Origin of the sequence: Acidocella sp. MX-AZ03 (assembly GCF_027626035.1) — a bacterium.
Taxonomy (GTDB): Bacteria; Pseudomonadota; Alphaproteobacteria; order Acetobacterales; family Acetobacteraceae; genus Acidocella; species Acidocella facilis.
The window spans coordinates 20212-38299 of sequence record NZ_CP110774.1 but is presented as its reverse complement, the minus strand read 5'-3'; the positions used below and the strand labels follow the sequence as shown (position 1 = coordinate 38299).

Annotated in this window: 16 protein-coding genes and 3 pseudogenes; 10 read left to right on the top strand and 9 right to left on the bottom strand. The window is 59.5% G+C overall.

The annotated features are described in order from the left end of the window. Positions 1-27: 27 nt before the first annotated feature. Together GT370_RS00205 and GT370_RS00200 are read left to right on the top strand one after the other, a co-directional pair. The gene (locus GT370_RS00205) at positions 28-270 is read left to right on the top strand and encodes a type II toxin-antitoxin system Phd/YefM family antitoxin (protein ID WP_008495709.1); all 243 of its coding nucleotides are present in this window, start codon (positions 28-30) and stop codon (positions 268-270) included. Between the two features lie 3 nt (positions 271-273). Continuing rightward, positions 274-705, top strand: a complete 432-nt coding sequence (locus GT370_RS00200) for a type II toxin-antitoxin system VapC family toxin (RefSeq protein WP_008495710.1) — start codon at positions 274-276, stop codon at positions 703-705. Between the two features lie 438 nt (positions 706-1143). Here GT370_RS00200 and GT370_RS00195 read toward each other — a convergent pair whose 3' ends face one another. Beyond that, positions 1144-2223, bottom strand: a complete 1080-nt coding sequence (locus tag GT370_RS00195; protein WP_083878918.1) for an IS5 family transposase — start codon at positions 2221-2223, stop codon at positions 1144-1146. Between the two features lie 85 nt (positions 2224-2308). Here GT370_RS00195 and GT370_RS00190 point away from each other — a divergent pair, with 85 nt between their 5' ends. The 3 genes from GT370_RS00190 (at position 2309) to GT370_RS00180 (ending at position 6513) form a co-directional block, all read left to right on the top strand. Next, positions 2309-3991 (top strand): SEL1-like repeat protein, encoded by a 1683-nt coding sequence (locus GT370_RS00190; protein WP_270183699.1) that lies wholly within the window; start codon positions 2309-2311, stop codon positions 3989-3991. 39 nt (positions 3992-4030) lie between these two features. Next, positions 4031-5110, top strand: coding sequence for an IS5 family transposase (locus tag GT370_RS00185; RefSeq protein WP_083878918.1), 1080 nt, complete (start codon positions 4031-4033; stop codon positions 5108-5110). A gap of 548 nt (positions 5111-5658) precedes the next feature. Continuing rightward, positions 5659-6513, top strand: coding sequence for a hypothetical protein (locus GT370_RS00180; protein WP_144052872.1), 855 nt, complete (start codon positions 5659-5661; stop codon positions 6511-6513). Positions 6514-6955: 442 nt separating this feature from the next. Here the strand turns inward: GT370_RS00180 and GT370_RS00175 are convergent, their stop codons facing one another. From GT370_RS00175 to GT370_RS00165, 3 genes and pseudogenes are all read right to left on the bottom strand, one after another. Continuing rightward, complete coding sequence (locus GT370_RS00175) at positions 6956-7279, bottom strand: DUF736 domain-containing protein (RefSeq protein WP_008495713.1); 324 nt, start codon at positions 7277-7279, stop codon at positions 6956-6958. A gap of 706 nt (positions 7280-7985) precedes the next feature. After that, a pseudogene (locus GT370_RS00170) lies at positions 7986-8918 on the bottom strand (DUF2493 domain-containing protein); the annotation flags it as partial. A gap of 327 nt (positions 8919-9245) precedes the next feature. Beyond that, positions 9246-10431 (bottom strand): annotated as a pseudogene (locus GT370_RS00165) (DUF7146 domain-containing protein). A 197-nt stretch (positions 10432-10628) separates the two neighbouring features. On the opposite strand from GT370_RS00165, the gene GT370_RS00160 reads away from it, so the two are divergent. Then, positions 10629-10871, top strand: a complete 243-nt coding sequence (locus tag GT370_RS00160) for a type II toxin-antitoxin system Phd/YefM family antitoxin (protein WP_008495718.1) — start codon at positions 10629-10631, stop codon at positions 10869-10871. Then, positions 10868-11293 (top strand): type II toxin-antitoxin system VapC family toxin, encoded by a 426-nt coding sequence (locus tag GT370_RS00155; RefSeq protein ID WP_008495719.1) that lies wholly within the window; start codon positions 10868-10870, stop codon positions 11291-11293. Before GT370_RS00160 ends, GT370_RS00155 begins: the two co-directional genes overlap by 4 nt. A gap of 85 nt (positions 11294-11378) precedes the next feature. On the opposite strand, the gene GT370_RS00150 is transcribed toward GT370_RS00155, so the two are convergent. The 5 genes and pseudogenes from GT370_RS00150 to GT370_RS00130 form a co-directional block, all read right to left on the bottom strand. Continuing rightward, complete coding sequence (locus GT370_RS00150) at positions 11379-11882, bottom strand: hypothetical protein (RefSeq protein ID WP_008495721.1); 504 nt, start codon at positions 11880-11882, stop codon at positions 11379-11381. 76 nt (positions 11883-11958) lie between these two features. Next, entirely contained in the window at positions 11959-12324 is a 366-nt protein-coding gene (locus tag GT370_RS00145; RefSeq protein ID WP_039885740.1) for a DUF6915 family protein, read from the bottom strand. A 10-nt stretch (positions 12325-12334) separates the two neighbouring features. Further along, complete coding sequence (locus tag GT370_RS00140; RefSeq protein ID WP_051060416.1) at positions 12335-12832, bottom strand: DUF6878 family protein; 498 nt, start codon at positions 12830-12832, stop codon at positions 12335-12337. 105 nt (positions 12833-12937) lie between these two features. After that, the gene (locus GT370_RS00135; RefSeq protein ID WP_008495724.1) at positions 12938-15061 is read right to left on the bottom strand and encodes a ParB/RepB/Spo0J family partition protein; all 2124 of its coding nucleotides are present in this window, start codon (positions 15059-15061) and stop codon (positions 12938-12940) included. Positions 15062-15271: 210 nt separating this feature from the next. Further along, a pseudogene (locus GT370_RS00130) lies at positions 15272-16323 on the bottom strand (DUF932 domain-containing protein). A 452-nt stretch (positions 16324-16775) separates the two neighbouring features. Here GT370_RS00130 and GT370_RS00125 point away from each other — a divergent pair. The 3 genes from GT370_RS00125 to arsC are packed head-to-tail and all read left to right on the top strand — an operon-like array spanning position 16776 to position 18078. Further along, entirely contained in the window at positions 16776-17132 is a 357-nt protein-coding gene (locus tag GT370_RS00125; RefSeq protein WP_008495726.1) for an ArsR/SmtB family transcription factor, read from the top strand. Further along, complete coding sequence (locus GT370_RS00120; RefSeq protein WP_008495727.1) at positions 17129-17650, top strand: arsenate reductase ArsC; 522 nt, start codon at positions 17129-17131, stop codon at positions 17648-17650. The genes GT370_RS00125 and GT370_RS00120 overlap by 4 nt, the downstream gene beginning before the upstream one ends. Next, positions 17650-18078: an arsenate reductase (glutaredoxin) gene (arsC, locus tag GT370_RS00115; RefSeq protein WP_008495729.1), complete on the top strand. Its 429-nt coding sequence runs from the start codon at positions 17650-17652 to the stop codon at positions 18076-18078. The genes GT370_RS00120 and arsC overlap by 1 nt, the downstream gene beginning before the upstream one ends. The last annotated feature ends 10 nt before the right edge of the window (positions 18079-18088 follow it).

Here is an 18088-nt window from a genome sequence, read left to right as displayed (position 1 = left end):
GTAGTTCTAATTTGTTCGGAGGCCGCCATGCGGGAAATCCAACTTCGCGACGCCAAGGCCAGCCTATCGGCTGTGGTCGATGAGGCCCTACGCGGCGAACCCGCGATCATCACCCGCCACGGCAAGCCCGAGGCGGTCATTCTCAGCTTCGAGGAATGGCAGCGGCTCTCGCATGTGCCCTCTTTCGGCCAATTGCTGATGGCGGCACCTCTCGATGCGGACGATCTGCCGCCGCGCAATCCATCTCCGCTCCGTGATAGCGGCCTCTGATCCTTGTATCTCGTCGACACCAATGTCATCTCGGCGCGGGCGCCCTCGCGCGTCCCTCTGCCCGATTTGGCCGCCTGGATGGATGCCCACTCGGCCGATTTATTCCTCTCCACGGTCACAATCGCTGAGATCGAGGACGGCATCGCCAAGGCCAAGCGTGAGGGAGCAACCCGCAAAGCCCGTGACCTTACCGCCTGGCTGGAGACCGTGCTGCACCTTTATGCGGCCCGCATCCTGCCCTTCGACGTGGCCAGCGCCCGCCTCGCCGGCAGTCTATCAGACTGCGCCCGTGGTCAGGGTCATGCCCCGGGCTTCGCCGACATCATCATCGCCGCAACCGCCCAGCACCACGGGCTGACCATCCTGACCCGGAACCTGCGGCATTTTGAGCCGTTGGGCGTGGCGGTACATGATCCATTTATCCGCCTGCCCTGAGCACGGTCGTGGGCGGCGGGAATGTTCAGAAAGCCGCCATTCCGCCTCCGACGGCCACTTCCGGCGCGATTGCGCACTTTGCGGTCGTTCCTGGCCCTAGGATAGCTGCGCAACGCCGGACATTGCCGACTCGTCGGTTTCCACAGGAGCAATTTGCCAAAAGCGATCGTTTGAACAAGGGCCCCCTTGCATTTTCGATCGCTAACTTCGGCCGATCTGGCCAGATTTGTCTCGCCTCCGGAAATTCGTATATTAAGCTCAACAACCAGGGATGGCGAATAATGCGGCTATGGGTGGCTTTACTAGCAGTTTGCTGAAAAACCCCGAAACTTGGTTTTATTTTTTCTGATTTAGCTTTGGGGCCTGGATTTTGGTTCAAGTGATTGAAGTTTCTTGCCGGTTTCTGGACTTTTTTCGTCCAGCGGACAGACTCGTCCCTTATATTGCCACCATTTTTGGAATGCGTACCAGATTATAGGCGATCAGGTTGAGCATGAAGGTGCCGGCGACCCGCGCAACGCCGCGCAGCTTGGTCTTGCGCATCGTGCCGTGCTGCTTGCCCCAGCCGAATATGCACTCGATCATCGCCCGGCGGGTCTGCGACATCGCATAACCGGGATGGCGCGTGGTGCGTCCGTCAATCGCGCTGCGGCGGTGCCTGCCGGTTTTGGTCTCACCGTTGTTTTGTGTGACATGCGGTGTCACGCCGGCGTCGCGCAGATTGGCGACATGATCGGCGGTATCGTAAGCCTTGTCTTCGCCTACGGTGATCCGCCCGGCGGCCGACTTGGCTTTGGCTTTCAACATCGCTTCCGAGGCTTCACGCTCAGCCGTGCCTGTGGCCTGGGTCACTCGGCCACCCACCGCCAAGCCGTGCCGGTTGTCCATCAGCGCGTGCCCCATATACGAAAGCTTTGCCTCCCGCCCAGCGGCCTTGCGGTACAGCCGGCTTTCCGGGTCGGTGGTGCTGGCATGGGTATCGTTCTTACGCTTCTGACCGTGGAAATCCGAACCATCATCGTCGCTGCCATCCTTCGGCCGGAAGCTCTTCTGCGACGCCCACGCCTCGATCAGCGTGCCGTCCACCGAGAAATGCTCATCCGATAGTAGCGGCGTCACCCGCGGGTGGTTCAGCAGCCGGCTCATGAATTTCTGGAATATATCGCCGTTCTGCAGGCGCTCGCGGTTCTTGCTAAACGTGGTCGGGTTCCAGACCGGATCATCCGGGGATAAGCCCACAAACCAGCGGTACAGGAGATTATAATCCAGTTGCTCCATCAACTGCCGTTCCGAGCGAATCCCGTACAGCACCTGGATCAGCAGCGCGCTCAGCAATTGTTCAGGCGGCACCGAGGGCCGGCCTTCCCTGGAATACAGCCAGGCAAAGCTGCGGCTCATCTCATGCAGAACATCCCGCACCAAAGCACGGATCGCTCGCAACGGATGGGTCGCCGGAACCCGTGTTTCTGGTGAAACATACGAAAACATCCCGCCCTGATCTCGAAAAGAACCCCGCACCCCACGCCTCACAAAACCTGCCAGCCAAAGTGAATCACATCATAATCCCGGCCGCCAGGAGTTTTTCAGCAAACTGCTAGGCGTTTTGGCTATCTTCGGGTCTGCGGTTGGGGTTGGGGTTTGGTATCGCAAGCACCAGATCGAAATCGGCCATCGGGCATTCTTAGCCAAAGATTATACAACGGCGTATGCTGCTCTAAGCCCGTTTGACGGATGGCGCAGTCCTCAGGCCGAGACTGACTTGGGAGATCTCTATGTCAACGGCAACGGAGTGAATAAAGATTACAGCAAGGCATTTCAACTTTTCCAGGAAGCGGCTTACGTCGGTTATGCCCGTGGTGAAGCCAATTTGGGACTTTTGTATACCCGAGGCGATGGCGTGCCGGCCAACCAAGCCGATGCCATCCACTGGTTTCAGCTCGCTGCCGATCAGGGCCTACCTAGTGCCGAGTGGGAGATTGGGTTATTTTACGACACCGGAAATGGTGTGCAGCAAGACTACGTCCAGGCGAATATTTGGTACAAGAAGGCAGCCGACCAAGGCTATGCAGATGCCGAAACAAATCTCGGCGGAAATTATATGGGGGGCCATGGCGTTCACCAGGATTATACGAAAGCCTTTGCACTGCTCCAGAAGGCGGCCGATCAAGGCGTTTCCAATGCTCAATATGGGTTGGGAACGATGTACGAAAATGGCTGGGGTGTTCCACAGGATAGCGCGCAGGCGGTGAGTTTGTTTAAGGAAGCCGCAGCCCAGGGCAATGACAATGCCGAAGAAGAGATTGGCTACATGTATTACGCCGGCCAAGGCGTTCCGCAGGACTACGTAAAGGCCAGCAGATATTTCAAGCAAGCCGCTGACCAGGGAAATGCCGAAGCCGAATATAATTTGGGTGTAGATTACCTAAACGCTCAGGGTGTAACCGAGGACGATCCTAAGGCTGCAGCATTATTCATGAAGTCGGCCGAACAGAATTATGCGTCCGCCGAGGATGCGCTTGGTCAGTTGTACGACAACGGCAAGGGTGTGGAGCGCAGCACGGTCTTGTCCTACATGTACTTTAATCTTGCCGTAGCACAGGGAAACGACGGCTCCAAAGCTGAACGTGATCAGGTGGCGCAGAATATGACACTCGGACAGATTGCCGATGCTCAAGCAATGTCGAGCGAGTGGACGCCTGGTAGACCGCTACCAACCACAGCCAGCTATGAGGACTTGGCGCCAGACTATATCTTGGCATCGTCGTCAGATCATTCCGTATACCAAAATAGCCGTATATGGTTTTCTCGTGAATTTACCATTAGCGGAAAAAAATATTATGCGGTGTTCATGGTAACAAAGGGGGGAGATTATCACGCCGCAGCGGCAAGCATTAGCGTCGTCACTTTCGACATGTCGCAGGACTTACGGCAATCATTGTCGGGCATATATCGACAAAGTACTCAGGCAAACTTCGCCCAGCTCGGCTCTTATGGTGATGTCGAGCCTCTGAAAAAGCCCCACGCCTCATACACAGCGCTGGATCGCCTTGACGCGCCGGAGTTTGATCTCGGCAATAGGAAATATGCCACCCTCGTACATGACAGCTACGAAGGCATGGGCGAAGCCGAGCAGGGCTACGAGGTATTCGTTTTCGAACCCAGCCAGTATGGTGTTGGGTCATGGCTTAATGCAGGTTCGATTGCTACCGGCGACGACACCACGGCCAACTGCGATGGCGACCAACCTAGCAGTTTGCTGAAAAACTCCTGGCGGCCGGGATTATGATGTGATTCACTTTGGCTGGCAGGTTTTGTGAGGCGTGGGGTGCGGGGTTCTTTTCGAGATCAGGGCGGGATGTTTTCGTATGTTTCACCAGAAACACGGGTTCCGGCGACCCATCCGTTGCGAGCGATCCGTGCTTTGGTGCGGGATGTTCTGCATGAGATGAGCCGCAGCTTTGCCTGGCTGTATTCCAGGGAAGGCCGGCCCTCGGTGCCGCCTGAACAATTGCTGAGCGCGCTGCTGATCCAGGTGCTGTACGGGATTCGCTCGGAACGGCAGTTGATGGAGCAACTGGATTATAATCTCCTGTACCGCTGGTTTGTGGGCTTATCCCCGGATGATCCGGTCTGGAACCCGACCACGTTTAGCAAGAACCGCGAGCGCCTGCAGAACGGCGATATATTCCAGAAATTCATGAGCCGGCTGCTGAACCACCCGCGGGTGACGCCGCTACTATCGGATGAGCATTTCTCGGTGGACGGCACGCTGATCGAGGCGTGGGCGTCGCAGAAGAGCTTCCGGCCGAAGGATGGCAGCGACGATGATGGTTCGGATTTCCACGGTCAGAAGCGTAAGAACGATACCCATGCCAGCACCACCGACCCGGAAAGCCGGCTGTACCGCAAGGCCGCTGGGCGGGAGGCAAAGCTTTCGTATATGGGGCACGCGCTGATGGACAACCGGCACGGCTTGGCGGTGGGTGGCCGAGTGACCCAGGCCACAGGCACGGCTGAGCGTGAAGCCTCGGAAGCGATGTTGAAAGCCAAAGCCAAGTCGGCCGCCGGGCGGATCACCGTAGGCGAAGACAAGGCTTACGATACCGCCGATCATGTCGCCAATCTGCGCGACGCCGGCGTGACACCGCATGTCACACAAAACAACGGTGAGACCAAAACCGGCAGGCACCGCCGCAGCGCGATTGACGGACGCACCACGCGCCATCCCGGTTATGCGATGTCGCAGACCCGCCGGGCGATGATCGAGTGCATATTCGGCTGGGGCAAGCAGCACGGCACGATGCGCAAGACCAAGCTGCGCGGCGTTGCGCGGGTCGCCGGCACCTTCATGCTCAACCTGATCGCCTATAATCTGGTACGCATTCCAAAAATGGTGGCAATATAAGGGACGAGTCTGTCCGCTGGACGAAAAAAGTCCAGAAACCGGCAAGAAACTTCAATCACTTGAACCAAAATCCAGGCCCCAAAGCTAAATCAGAAAAAATAAAACCAAGTTTCGGGGTTTTTCAGCAAACTGTTAGTCCTGGTAGGATTCCCTGCTACTCTTGGACCAGCACGGTGGGAATATCCCCCGTGAAAAGCAATGGCTGGCCGGAATTCATCGTGCATCGTCATGGCAAGGTGTTGGATACGAACAATAAACTCATTCCAGCGCAAGAGCAGGTTTATAAATTTGAGGGCGAAAAATATACACTCGTGCCATCAAGTCCATGAGTTGTTGAACGGTGCTTAGGCAGATGATTTGAGGCAGTTGACCATCGCCTGCGGAATAGCTGTTCGTCATACTGACGAGTGATCGCGTCTGGTCCGGCATGTGCTACAATCGCTGCGATCCTACAAATTCTTTCCTCCGAGGGTGGGGGTGACTGGGGAATGGCTTTGCCGCTAAACTTAACCATGAGCCCATTTCAGAAATTGGTGTGGACGGGCGAAGTGCTGCGCACCGTGGATTGGCTCATCCCCGCATTTCAAACGGTAGCATTTACCGAAACTCTCGCGCGAGCGATTGAAATTTCGCCTGAGCACGAAAAGCTGGAAGTGCTCAGAGAAAGCGTGGCGGCTATATATAGTCCGCCATATTTGGCCGCCATGTATCTGCATAGGTATATCCAGGTTCCGCATATCAGTGAATTTGCGAACCGCATTGATGAGTCCTTCCGGGTTTTCTTTTCCGGATACAGATCAGCCGCAGTAACTCTGATGATACCCGTGCTGGAGGGCGTTCTCAGAAAGGTGGCTACCTCGGCGAATCGAAACGTCGGCCATGGAACGAAAGGGTTAATTGTCGAGCTGGAGAAACTTGTTGAGGAAGAAAAATCCTCTCCTGAGCGCTTCGATGAACGCCTTTTTATGTTCGAACTACTACTAGATTTTATGCGGGATAAATTTCTCAAAAATACCGACCTTTACACCGGCCACCAAAATTTCAACAGACATGGCATATTACATGGTGTGTTCGGAGATTTTGATGAGGATTTGAATTTTTTCCGAACCGTTATGCTGCTCGATTTTCTACTGCTCATACTGATTTATAGAAGATTAGCGTTCGTCTCGGTTTTCACTCCTGCGGCTACGGATGAATCACGAGCGCTTGCCGCAGAGTATAGCAATCTTCGGCCAGTTTCCGCGCCGAAGCTTGATTCAAGAGAAATTGTGGTCGTGAAGCTTTTGAAGCGCATAGGCTCACACATGATGGAAAATCCAGCGGACTACCCAGAATTTACTGAAGCGGTCCAGAAAAACGGGGCGGAATTTGCCGAAGCTCTTAGGAAAATGATGTTCCAATAATCAAGAATTATGTAACAGCTTGGGGTTACAGAGCCGGTCTAGCTATTTCTGGTGTACATATCAGGTGCGTGTCCGTTTTCTGCCTTCTTCGCCTCAAAGCCGATTGTCCGCTCCCGGCCCATCCTGCTTATAATCGGAAGCATTGATGGGAGCCTCGGAATGGAAGATGTCGGCAAGACAGCAGCCATTTTTTGAATCACTGCGAACAGATAAATCATTTACGACTGATACTGGGCGTGAATATTCGTAAAGTCTGTCAGAAGGGCGCTCCAGCATGGCCAATCCTCTCTAATAATTCAAAAGTTTTTGGTGCAGCTTTTTTCAAAAAGCTGCGTTTTTGTTTCGAAATTTTCTCCGTATGATATGAACATTTCCAAAAAGCTCCCGCCAATTTACACAACAAACCCCGCCCGGCATCGCCGGGCGGGGTTCATCGGGGTTCTTACTCCCCGTTTTGCTTGCGGCTGCGAGACCAGATAAGGGTGTAGCCTTCGCCGCTTTCATCGTCGAAGAGGTTGGCGTAGATCGGCGCGCTGAAGCTCGGATCATCCAGCTTGACCGAGATATAATCGCGCCCTTCGGCGGAACGCTTGGACCAGCCAGCACCTAGCTCAGCCCTTCCGCAGAAGATACGATGGCTGGGGGCGTTGTCGTTGCCACGGTTGGCTTCAGGCACGATACGCACGTTCTTCGTCTGCACGCTCAGGGTCACGATCTCGCCGTGGATTTCATTGCCCGCTTTCTTGAAGGTTCCGATGGTGGCCATGTCAAATCTCCTATGCTGTTTCGAGCCCGCGACCATCGCAGCCTCGATGGCGATCTATTGACCGGGGGCACGATCGGCCTGCACCGCATGCGGCCGTAGCGTCAGCGGAGGATGGCGGCTTCTGGCTTTTTTGGAGCGCAGCGTTCCGCGAGGAGGCAGCATCGCTGCCGGGGAAAAAAGCTAGAAGCCGCCATTGCAGGAAGGCGATCGTCCTTCGGTCAGATCAGCCACGGAGAGGCCGCGTGGCGCGGCTTGGGGCAGGCATTCAGGAGATGTCTGGCGACACTCGGGGCATTCATCAAAGCGGCGTCATCCATGGTGTGCGAGCGTAACCTGCCTTGCAGATTTCGCCGCGTCATCATGCCGTGTATAACCGGTTGCTCCGACGCCCCCTGCCTTCACATTGATGGACAAGCGGATTGGACGGCATATGGTCATGCACTTCGCCGTGGAGAGATCGTTCCGGTCAAGCGATGAGTCGAGACGCGCGCCTGACTCTGCCAATCAACGACAATCCGGCGCGAGGGCAACGCCTTTCACGTCAGGTTCCGCCAGCAAAACGGAACACATGCCACGATGAACCCCGCCCGGCGCTGCCAGGCGGGGTGTTGGCGGGAGCTTGTCCGATGAATAAGGTCGCCGGGTCGGGCAGCCTTATTCCGTCGTCGGGGATACGGCATGCGCGGGCTGAATTGTGGGGGCTATGCGCCCCGCTCCCAAAGCTCCACACCGGAATGCCGAGCTTCTTGGCTTTATCGGCGAGATTATCCTGGATGCCGGTGCCGGGAAACACCATGACACCAATCGGCAATGCCTCCAGCATGGCGTCATTCCGCCGGAACGGGGCGGCCTTGGCGTGCCGGGTCCAGTCGGGGCGGTAGGCAATCTGCGTTACCTTGCGCGCATCGGCCCAGGCAGCGGCGATGCGCTCAGCGCCCCTCGGGCTGCCGCCATGCAGCAGCACCATGTCCGGGTGCTTGGCATGCACGCGGTCGAGCTTGTCCCAGATCAGCATGTGGTCATTGCACTCCATCCCGCCGGTAAAGGCGATTTTTGGGCCGGCTGGCAGCAGTGGTGCGATCTGCGCCTGGCGCTTGGCGGTAATGAAGTCGCGACTGTCGATGAGGGAGGCGGTCAGCGCCCGGCGATTGACCATCGAGCCCGCGCGGGGCCGCCAGGCGGTGCGTGTGTGCCGTTCAAACTGCTCGGATGCCTGGTCGCGGAAGAATTCCAGGCAGTCCCGGCGTTCCAGCAATGTCTGTCCCTCCGCGGTCAGCCGTTCCAGTTCGACCGAGCGGATTTCTGAGCCATCCTGCTCCTTCTGGCTGCGCTTTTGCGCCTGCTCGTTATCGTCGAGCTGCCGTTCAATCCGCCCGGTGGCGCGGTGGAACAGATTAACCGTGGCCCAGAGCAATTCCTCGAGGTCAGGCTCCAAGCGCGTGTCACTCAAGGTGGCGGTGAAAGCATCGAAGATATCCGCGATTGCCCCGGCAATCAGCGGCGCTTCGGGCAAAGGCCGCGGGTCAGGCTCGTCCTGGCCGGGATGGTAGCCGTAGAGTTGCAGTTCGCTGAGGATATGCGCGGTCGGTGAGGATGCATGGGGTGGCTCATAGCCGGTATCGTCATGCTCGCGGGTCATGGGATGCTCCTGTTTGCCGGAAGCCCGCGCCCATCGCGGCCTTCCATGGCGATCCAGGCCGTGGGCGGCGGCGGCCTGCACCCGCAGGGCCGGAGCGTAAGCGGAGGATGGCGGCGGGGCCGCTATTTTGTCTCGCGATGCAAAGCCCCGGGGCGGCGGAAAATAGCGGCCTCGCCGCCATTGCGGGCCGCCGCCGCCCACGGCACAGAGCGCCCTCTCGGAAGGCCGCCGGCGCGGCCTCGTGGTAGGCAGGTGCATGAAGTGCCCAACGGGCGCGATGATCCCGGCGTTAGCGGGCCATCATCTCGTCATCCGCCAGACTAAATCTCAGCCGGACACCAAGAAGCGTTGCGCGTCCTCGGGCGCCAGTTGCACCCGCAGGTTTGCCCGCAATTCAGCGACGCCAAGTTCGCGGAGGTCATCGTTGAAATCGCCAAGGCGGGGCGAGAGCGTGATCGCCTCGACCCCGGCGGCAATAGCGCGTTCCGTCAAGCTTGCCATGGCACGGTCACCGGCCGCATCGGCGTCACGGGCGATATAGAGCCGGCGCAGCCCAGCGGGGAGCAGGAGGGCGGCCAGATGCCCGGCCGAGAGTGCGGCCGCCATCGGCATGGCGGACAGCACGCAGCGCAGGGACAGCACGGTCTCGATGCCTTCGCCAGCCATGAGCAAACCGTTCACCGGTTCGCACTCCAGCCCTGGCGCGGTGCCAAACCGCCCCGCATGGCCCAGCAGCAACCCCAGCGCCCGGCGTGGCGTTGCCAGTGGTGCCTTACCCAGCCGGATGGGATCAAGCGGGGCGCACCCGTCTGGATCAAGCCAGGTGCGCTGGATACCAGTGATACGGCCATCGAGGTCCGTGACCGCTGCGATCAGTGCTGGCCAAGGTTTGGGCTGTGCCTCCGGCGTCGCACGGTGGAAACAGCGCGGATGGAACCGCAAGGCATCGATTCCGATAAGTGCCTCTGGCGTGATGCCGCGCCGGTGCAAATAGGTTTCAGCAAGGGTGCCTGGGAGGGGCTGCGCCATGCCGAACAACCGCCTGGCGGCGCGTTGGGCTTGGGCGGCATCAGGGGCGGGATCACAGCCGTCGTCCGCCTGGGGCTCAGGGATGGCACAAGAGCCCGGTAAACTGGGCAGATGGCCCAGAGGGCGGCAGCAGTGTTCGTAACCCGCAGTATGATCATCCCCTGTCAGCCCCAAAAACCGCCTTGCCTCCTCGGCCACCTCCCGAAATTCCGTCAGGCCGCAGTTTTCCCGGATCAAATCCAGTAAATCGCCATGCGTGCCCTCAGCTGCGTCTTGCCAACGCCCGGCAGCCCCTTGCCCGTGACGCCGCCCGTAAGACGCACAAACAAGGACCGCCCCGGCGTGTTATGAACATCCCCCACCAGCCAATAACGCCCCTCGCGCCGCCCGGCTGGCAGATATAATACCGGCACACAGCCTCGGCTTGCCGCGCCAGCATCTGTGCCAGCTCGGCCACCGGCATGGAAAAATCAGGCTTGGGCATCGTTGCCCCTCCATCGCTACAGATTGCCTCCAATCCGGCTCCACCCTCGGCGTTGAGCCGAACAGCGCAGCCTATCGCCCAGCCCTGCCCGTGCGCTACTTCCGAATCGGAAGTGCGCGGGCGCCGTCCCCTCGCAACTCTTCCACTCGACCAAGGTCTATGCTATAGGTGACCATCTAACTGGTCAGGAATACCCCATGGGCAATGTCAGTCTCGCCGACGCAAAGGCACATCTCAGCGAGCTGGTCGAACGGGCCGCCGCCGGCGAGGCCGTGGGTATCACCCGCCGGGGCAAGCCGGTAGCGCAGATCGTCTCCGCCAATACGCCGCGCAAGCCGGTCAGTCTCAGTGCCTTGCAAGCCGTGACCAGCGCCATGCCGAAACAGGCGGAACCCGCGCGCGAGACAATCCGCAAAATGCGCGATGAGGCGCGCTATTGAGCCTGTATCTCGACACGTCGCTACTGGTTGCCGCCCTGACGAATGAAGCCGAGACCGAGCGCATGCAGGCCTGGCTGGCCGCGCAACAGGCTGGAGACCTCGCCATCAGCGACTGGGTAGTCACCGAATTCTCCTCGGCCTTGTCGGTCAAGCTGCGCACCGGCCAGTTGCAACCGGCGCATCGTGCCGATGCCCTAGCCATGTTCACACAATTGGCGGCCGAAAGTTTCTTGCACCTGGCTGTCGGCGGGCTGCAATTCCGCACCGCCGCCCGCTTCTCGGATCAATACACGCTGGGTTTACGCGCGGGCGATGCTCTGCATCTCGCCATCTGCGCGGATCACGGCGCCACCCTGTGCACGCTCGACCGCCGCCTCGGCGAGGCAGGCGCGGTACTCGGCGTAAAGACGATGCTGCTGTAACCCCCACGCAAAATGGGCCGTCCCCTGCCAGGTCCGGCCCATCCGCATTGGTCATGATTGGTCATGGATTGCCCAGAGCATCGGTCTATCCGCTCTCCTGCCCGTCGATGTCGGCAAGACAATCTGACAGAAACTCCGTGGTCGAGCAGGCTTTGATCGCATCGGCGGTGATGAACAGCGCCATGCCGCCAAACCCGTCGGCACGCATTTTTGAACAGGTAAACGCCGTTGTCACGGTGATGTAGCGCAGCTTGGTGGAACGCCGCACGATATCCTGGAGAATCACCTCCCAGGACACGCCGCTCATATCCAGTTCAACGGATGTATCATCCGCGGCAGCGTTTTTGAGTTTTTCTTCCACATAGGCGCGCACCTGGCTGTCACTGCTACGGGCCGTGTCCAGCGCCGCGCTGAGTTCGGCGCGATTGACCAAGATCAGATCCGAGGGTCCCTGCCAGGAATGGAAATAGGTTCCGCCGCCATCTGCGTCCGCATCGAACATATGCGAGAGCAACAACAACTCCAGGTTCGTCATGTCCGCGTTCGGGATGATCTCCGGGATCACGGTCGGTAAAAAATAATCCGCCATGTCGGCCTCCAAAAATGCAAAACCCGGCACGGGGCCGGGTTCTGTGTTGAACAAGATAGATGGTGAAAGCCGATGTTCAGGCGGCATCGGCTTCAAATGGATCGAGCAGTCTATGCAGCGCCATGGCCCGGCCCATCCAGGGTTCGGGGCGGATGGCTTTGATCCAATCCGCGAAGCCTGGTATGAAGCCAAGGTCTTCACGAACGTGCTGCTCGCCGATCAAACGCACAGGTACGACACGCCCCGTCGAGATCGTCATGACATGGCCGAAAAATCTCTCCGCCATAAAAATGCCCTCGGCATGATGGCGAAGTGCCCGGTGCCGAAAATCCGATGAGATCATCTTGCTCTCATCGAACCAAGAATGTAGCGACAAAAAATCTTCCGCCGTGCCGCCCCATTTTTTCGCGGAGGATAAAGCGTGATGGTAAGGATGTGCCATTGCCGCCTCCTCAAAATTCATGGGAATAATTTTCGGTGGCGGTATAACGCTCATTATAATCGAGCGTGATGCTGCCCGCCGTCACGTCGAACGTAAAATCGCCATAGGCTCCATCATTGTTCTCCCAGCCGCAATGCGTCTGCACGAGAAAATCATAGGATAGCGCCTCGATGGCTTCACGTACCGTGTGGGTCTGGCGCTCGATGTCCGGGCTATCCCAACCGGGCCGAAAAATCTCGATCCGCTCATCCGGCAATTCAACGGCAACATCGCCGCTCTGGGCCGTGATGTCTTCGATCTGGCCGCTATCCCCATAGCCGTCGAAATTCACGATCACGGCGGTGATGCTATGTTCCGCCAGAATGCCGAACAGCGTTTTTTTGTTGTCCGCGAGCACGGCGCTCGCACGCTCCCGATACGCACGTTCTTTTTGTTCCCATGAAGCCAAAAATGCATCGGGACTGGCAGGCGCTTGCTGGCCAGGTGTTGGATTGTGATTGTCTGACATGATCTGTCTCCAGAAATGCAAAACCCGGCACGAAGCCGGGTTTGAATTGAGGTTGGATGAGGAAATAGACCCGAGGCAGCCTTTGGGCCGCCTCGGGTTCTGGGATCACTCCGCCGCGATCTCGTGCGGCTCGAGCTGTTCATGGTCTTCGGCGGACGGAAGATCGGCTACCTCAGCCTCCTCGCCGGTCGCATCCGCGCTGGCGTCGGCGAAGGCACTATGCGTGGCTTCTGCAGCAGGATCTGCCGGCATCGCCATGGTCTCCATGCCTTTCGTGCGCAGTACCTCGGGCAGCCAGCCGGTACCCGCCAGCGCCTGCGCGGCGGCCTCGGCCATGTCGCCCTTCTTCAGACCCTCCAGTCGTTGCGCGGCCTGCTCGCCCTTGGCTTCGCTTACGGCCTCGAGGATGCGCGCTTTGGTCACCCGGCCGAGGTAATTCTCCACATTCGGCGCCCAGCCCGCAGCGGCCAGGTCGAGTGCCAGAATATCCGCCAGCCGCGCGGCATGCGCCAGCGCGCGGGGACGGCGGTTATAGGCATCGTGCATGCCGTTCAGCGTCAGCGCCACGCAATGCGCGAACAAAGCCTCCCGACTATCGCTGTCAAAATCGGTGAGGGCATCCCAAAGTTCGGCTGTATCCTCCGGCAATTGCGCCGCCCAAGTCTCGTGCCGCGCGTCGACCCGCTCGGCCAAGGGCGTGTCCGCCAAGCCCGGTGCCTGAGCGCCGAACATCACGCTCTTGGCCTCGATCTCCAGGCAGGAATCCGCGCCATAGCGGTAGAACAGCCGCAGGCACAGCGCGTGCAACAATGCCAAATAGGCAATGCCGGGCTCATTGCCCAACGCCTCGCGCAGCGCCAGCGTGCGATAAGCGGTCAGTTCGGTCAGCAACCGGTCCGGCAAAGGTTTCAGCCCGTCTTCCTCCTCCGTCTCCGCCTCGGGTTCCGCCACGTCGGAGTCAGCGCCAGCCACGGCATATTCATTCTGCCCCTGTGCATTGTCCTCCGCGACCAATTCGGCCTCATCCGCTTCTTCGACCACCACCGGCTCATCCCCGGGCCGCACATAGCCGCGCTCAACACGTAGCTTGCCGCTGCCATCGATGCTGACAAACGCCCCCGCCATAGCGATCTCGACGGAATCATATACCGGCGGGCGCTGGGTCAGCGCATCGATCTCCGCCTCGATCTCATTGAGCCGGGCATCGGCCTCATCGGAGAATTCATCTGCCGCGGCAGCTTTCTCTTCGATCCGCTCCGCCTCGGCCCGCAACGCCTCGACCTGGGCGATCTCATCTTCGGTGAGCGGACGGCGCGTGCCCGGAATGCGCCGCATGCCGTAGCTGTGGCCATACGGGAATTCGGGAGCCTGCTCGACCCATTTCCAGCCCTCAGCACGGATCGCATCGGCATCGCGCTCCAGTCTCTCCGCCACGACGCGAGCCAGCAGCCCGACATCCTGCAGCCAGCCGCCATCATCTTGCTGGAACAGATCGCGCATGATGGCACCGCCCGCCGCGACATATTCCTCGCCGGCATATTGCGCCCGCTTGTCCGAAGCGCGCACCGCGCCTTCGGTCAGCATCCGGCGTATCTGGTAGGGCTCTTTGTTGTAGGAACGTTGCACCGCCTCCCACACCTGCTCCTGGCGCTCGTGGTCGGGGCTGACGGAGAACGCCATCAGTTGCTCTAGCGTCATCTCATCCTCAGCATAAACCTCAAGCAGCCGAGGCGAGACGGCAGCCAGGCGCAGCCGCTGCTTCACCACCGAGACCGCAACAAAAAACACTGCCGCGATCTCCTCCTCGCTCTGCCCTTTCTCGCGCAGCGCCTGAAACGCCCGGAACTGATCCAGCGGATGCAGCGGGGCGCGCTGCACATTCTCCGCCAGGCTGTCTTCCTCGGCGATGCCCTCGGTGCGCACCACGCACGGGATAGGCGCGGTCCTGGCCAGACGCTTTTGCCGTACCAGCAATTCCAGCGCCCGGTAGCGCCGCCCGCCGGCGGGGATTTCAAACATGCCGGTCTCGGCACCCGCCTCATCCAGCACCGGCCGCACGGTGATGCTCTGCAGCAGCGTACGCCGGGCGATATCCGCCGCCAGCTCCTCGATCGAGACGCCCGCCTTCACCCGCCGGACATTGGCCTGACTCAGCACCAGCCGGTCAAACGGAATATCGCGCGAGGCGCTCAGCGTGATTTTCTGAACAGTTTTCGTGGTTTTACCCATGGGACAAACTCCATGACGGGCGGCCCGGAGCCACTCTCCGCGCCTATCACCCGTCACCAAGCGCCCAGCCGCCCTCTGCCTCTCAGCGCTGGACCCGGCTCAGGCTCAGCCGTTCAAGCCCGCCCGCCCCACAAAACAAGCCGTGGACCTGCTCCCCGGCCCACGGCTTGCACACACGCATATTTTAAACCTCACGCCAACGCACGCCGCTCAGGCCACCCGGTCGAGCAGCAGCTTGGCTTTGCCCTCCAGCTCCAGCCGGGCATCCTGATGCGGGCGCGTCCGCGCCAAAGCGGTGATGCCTTGCACGAAGTCGAACACGCTCTCCGGCGGGTGGCCTTCCTCTTCCAGCACGGTGGCGATGATCTTTGCCGTCTCGCCTTTGCTGAAGCCGCGCTTGCGCAAGAAACTCTCGCGCTCATCATCCTGGCGGGCGACAATCTGTTCCCGTGCCGCTTTAATCCCCGCCACGAACGGCGCCGGCGAGGAATTGGCAAAGCGCCGCAGCGCCGGTGCAGCCTCATGCGCAAAACGCTGGGTGGCGAATTTGCTGTGCCGGATGCTGATCTCCTGGAAGTCCTCCGCCCCCAGATGTTCCGGTTGGCGCACACCGCGCGCAGATAAAACGATGCGATACCCAACGTCTTCGAGCCCACCTCGGAATTCCAGCAATAGAATCCCCGAAAGAACAAATCCGGCTCACCATTCGCCAACCGTCCGGCCTCGATCGGATGCGTGTCATCGACCAGGAACAAAAACACGTCCCTGTCGCTGGCATAGAGCGTGGTGGTCTCCTTCGTCACATCCACAAACGGGTTATGCGTCATCGTCGCCCAGTCCAGCACGCCCGGAACTTTCCAGTTCGTATCGCCAGTGCCGTTGCCGGCAATCCGCATCACCGCCGAAACCAGCTCATGGTCCCAAATCCGCCCATAATCCGGCCCTGTGACCGCGCGCAGTTCCACCCGGCCGTCATCACTCTCCAGCGTCTTCACCAGCTCGGCGCGATGGTTGAGCAGCCCGTGCTGCAGATTGATCCCGGCCAGCGGGCCGGGCAGATCCCGCAAATACCCCGCCGGTGCGCCCACCAGCCCGCAAAGCTGCCCAAAACTCCAATGCGTCGGCACTACCGGCCGCTCCTGCCCCGGCACGATCAGCGCCAGGTTCTCACCGTCATCGCGCCGCGCATCCACCCGGATCGCCCGGCTCTCCACATTCCGCGCCTCCGCCCGCTCCGCCCGGGCACGGACCGCGCCATACAGCTCAGGCAGAGACAAAAGGCGCTCATCATCGGGCCGCGAAAACCATTCCGACGACACCCGCCCCAATCGCTCGCCCTGACTGACATCGACCTTAAAACCCGTCGCCCCAGCCCGGCCAGCGTTGGACCCTATAGCCGCAACTGCGGCAGACGCATTGATGTTCATGGCAAATCTCCATGACAGGCGCCGGAAGACACTCTCCCGACCCAAAACCCGTCATGAAAAATCCAGCCAAACTCTGGCTCTCGTTACGACCAGAAGGGTCGATACCGGGACAAATTCCTAACGCGACCAGACATTGGATGTCTCCGCCATGCGACCAACACAGTGTACAAGAGAGCTGACCAAAATACAGTTCCAGCGGCATAGGCAAAATATTGCTCATAGCGTCGGGTAAATTCCACGACGCTGGTTTCTTGACCTAATACTTTTAATTCCATATAAATGGAATTATGGAAAAAGTGGACGTTCTAGCCGCGCTGACCGCGCTGGCCCAGGAAACACGGCTCGATATATTCCGGCTTCTGGTGCAAACTGGGCCTGGCGGCATGCCTGCCGGGCAATTGGGCGAACAGCTCAACCTGCCGCCCGCCACGCTCTCCTTCCACCTCAAGGAATTACGCCATGCCGGGCTGGTCAGCTTTCAGCGGGAAAGCCGCTCGCTGATTTATTCAGCCGAGTTCACCAACATGAATGCGCTGCTCGCCTATTTGACCGAAAATTGTTGCCTGGGTGATGCCACCGCCTGTGGCGTGGGGGCATGCGATGGAACAAAGCTCGACAAACCAAAACGGCCGAGGCTGACATGACCCAACGCGCCTTCAACGTATTGTTTCTCTGCACGGGCAATTCCGCGCGCAGCATCATGGCTGAAGCGGTGTTGAACAAGTGGGGGGCGGGAAAATTTCATGCCTATAGCGCGGGCAGCCATCCCAAAGGTTTCGTGCAACCCATGGCTTGGACGCTGCTCAACTCCCTTGGCCTACCCGTTGAAGGGCTACGCAGCAAAAGCTGGGATGAGTTCGCCGCCGCCGATGCGCCGGAGATGGATTTCATATTCACCCTGTGCGACCAGGCGGCGGGCGAAACCTGCCCGGCATGGCCTGGACGGCCCATTACCGCGCATTGGGGCATGTCTGACCCGGCGGCCATTGACGGTTCAGAGGTCATCCGCATGCAAGCCTACCGCGAAGCGCTGCGGGCGCTGGAAAACCGGATCAAAATTTTCACTGTGCTGCCCTTTGCCAGCCTCGACCGGATGGCGCTGGCGCAGCGTGCCGGGGCCATTGGCCTCTTGAACACAGATAGCGCCACGGAGACCCCATGATGAGCGTGACGATTTACCATAACCCGGATTGCGGCACCTCGCGCAACGTGCTCGGGCTGATCCGCAATAGCGGTGTGGAACCGGCGATTATCGAATATCTGAAAACCCCGCCAAGCCGCGCGGTGTTGGCGGGGCTTGTCAGCCAGATGGGCGTGAAGCCGCGCGATGTGCTGCGCCGCAAAGGCACGCCCTATGATGAGTTGGGGTTGGATAATCCAGCTTTAACGGACGATCAGCTCCTCGACGCGATGATGGCGCACCCGATCCTCATCAACCGGCCAATTGTGGTGACGACGCTGGGCGTGAAACTCTGCCGCCCTTCGGAAACGGTGCTGGAGATTCTGCCCGATCCCCAGCGCGGGGCCTTTACGAAGGAAGACGGCGAAATCGTCGTGAGCGCGGCCACCACCATCACGCATAATCTGTAAGGAGCAAGCG

Bases quoted from the DNA above. Each gene is read 5' to 3' on its own strand.
- GT370_RS00205 (WP_008495709.1), top strand. From the start codon at position 28: ATGCGGGAAATCCAACTTCGCGACGCCAAGGCCAGCCTATCGGCTGTG.
- GT370_RS00175 (WP_008495713.1), bottom strand. From the start codon at position 7,279: ATGGCCACCATCGGAACCTTCAAGAAAGCGGGCAATGAAATCCACGGC.
- GT370_RS00160 (WP_008495718.1), top strand. From the start codon at position 10,629: ATGGGCAATGTCAGTCTCGCCGACGCAAAGGCACATCTCAGCGAGCTG.
- GT370_RS00150 (WP_008495721.1), bottom strand. From the start codon at position 11,882: ATGGCGGATTATTTTTTACCGACCGTGATCCCGGAGATCATCCCGAAC.
- GT370_RS00145 (WP_039885740.1), bottom strand. From the start codon at position 12,324: ATGGCACATCCTTACCATCACGCTTTATCCTCCGCGAAAAAATGGGGC.
- GT370_RS00140 (WP_051060416.1), bottom strand. From the start codon at position 12,832: ATGTCAGACAATCACAATCCAACACCTGGCCAGCAAGCGCCTGCCAGT.
- GT370_RS00135 (WP_008495724.1), bottom strand. From the start codon at position 15,061: ATGGGTAAAACCACGAAAACTGTTCAGAAAATCACGCTGAGCGCCTCG.
- GT370_RS00125 (WP_008495726.1), top strand. From the start codon at position 16,776: ATGGAAAAAGTGGACGTTCTAGCCGCGCTGACCGCGCTGGCCCAGGAA.
- GT370_RS00120 (WP_008495727.1), top strand. From the start codon at position 17,129: ATGACCCAACGCGCCTTCAACGTATTGTTTCTCTGCACGGGCAATTCC.
- arsC (WP_008495729.1), top strand. From the start codon at position 17,650: ATGAGCGTGACGATTTACCATAACCCGGATTGCGGCACCTCGCGCAAC.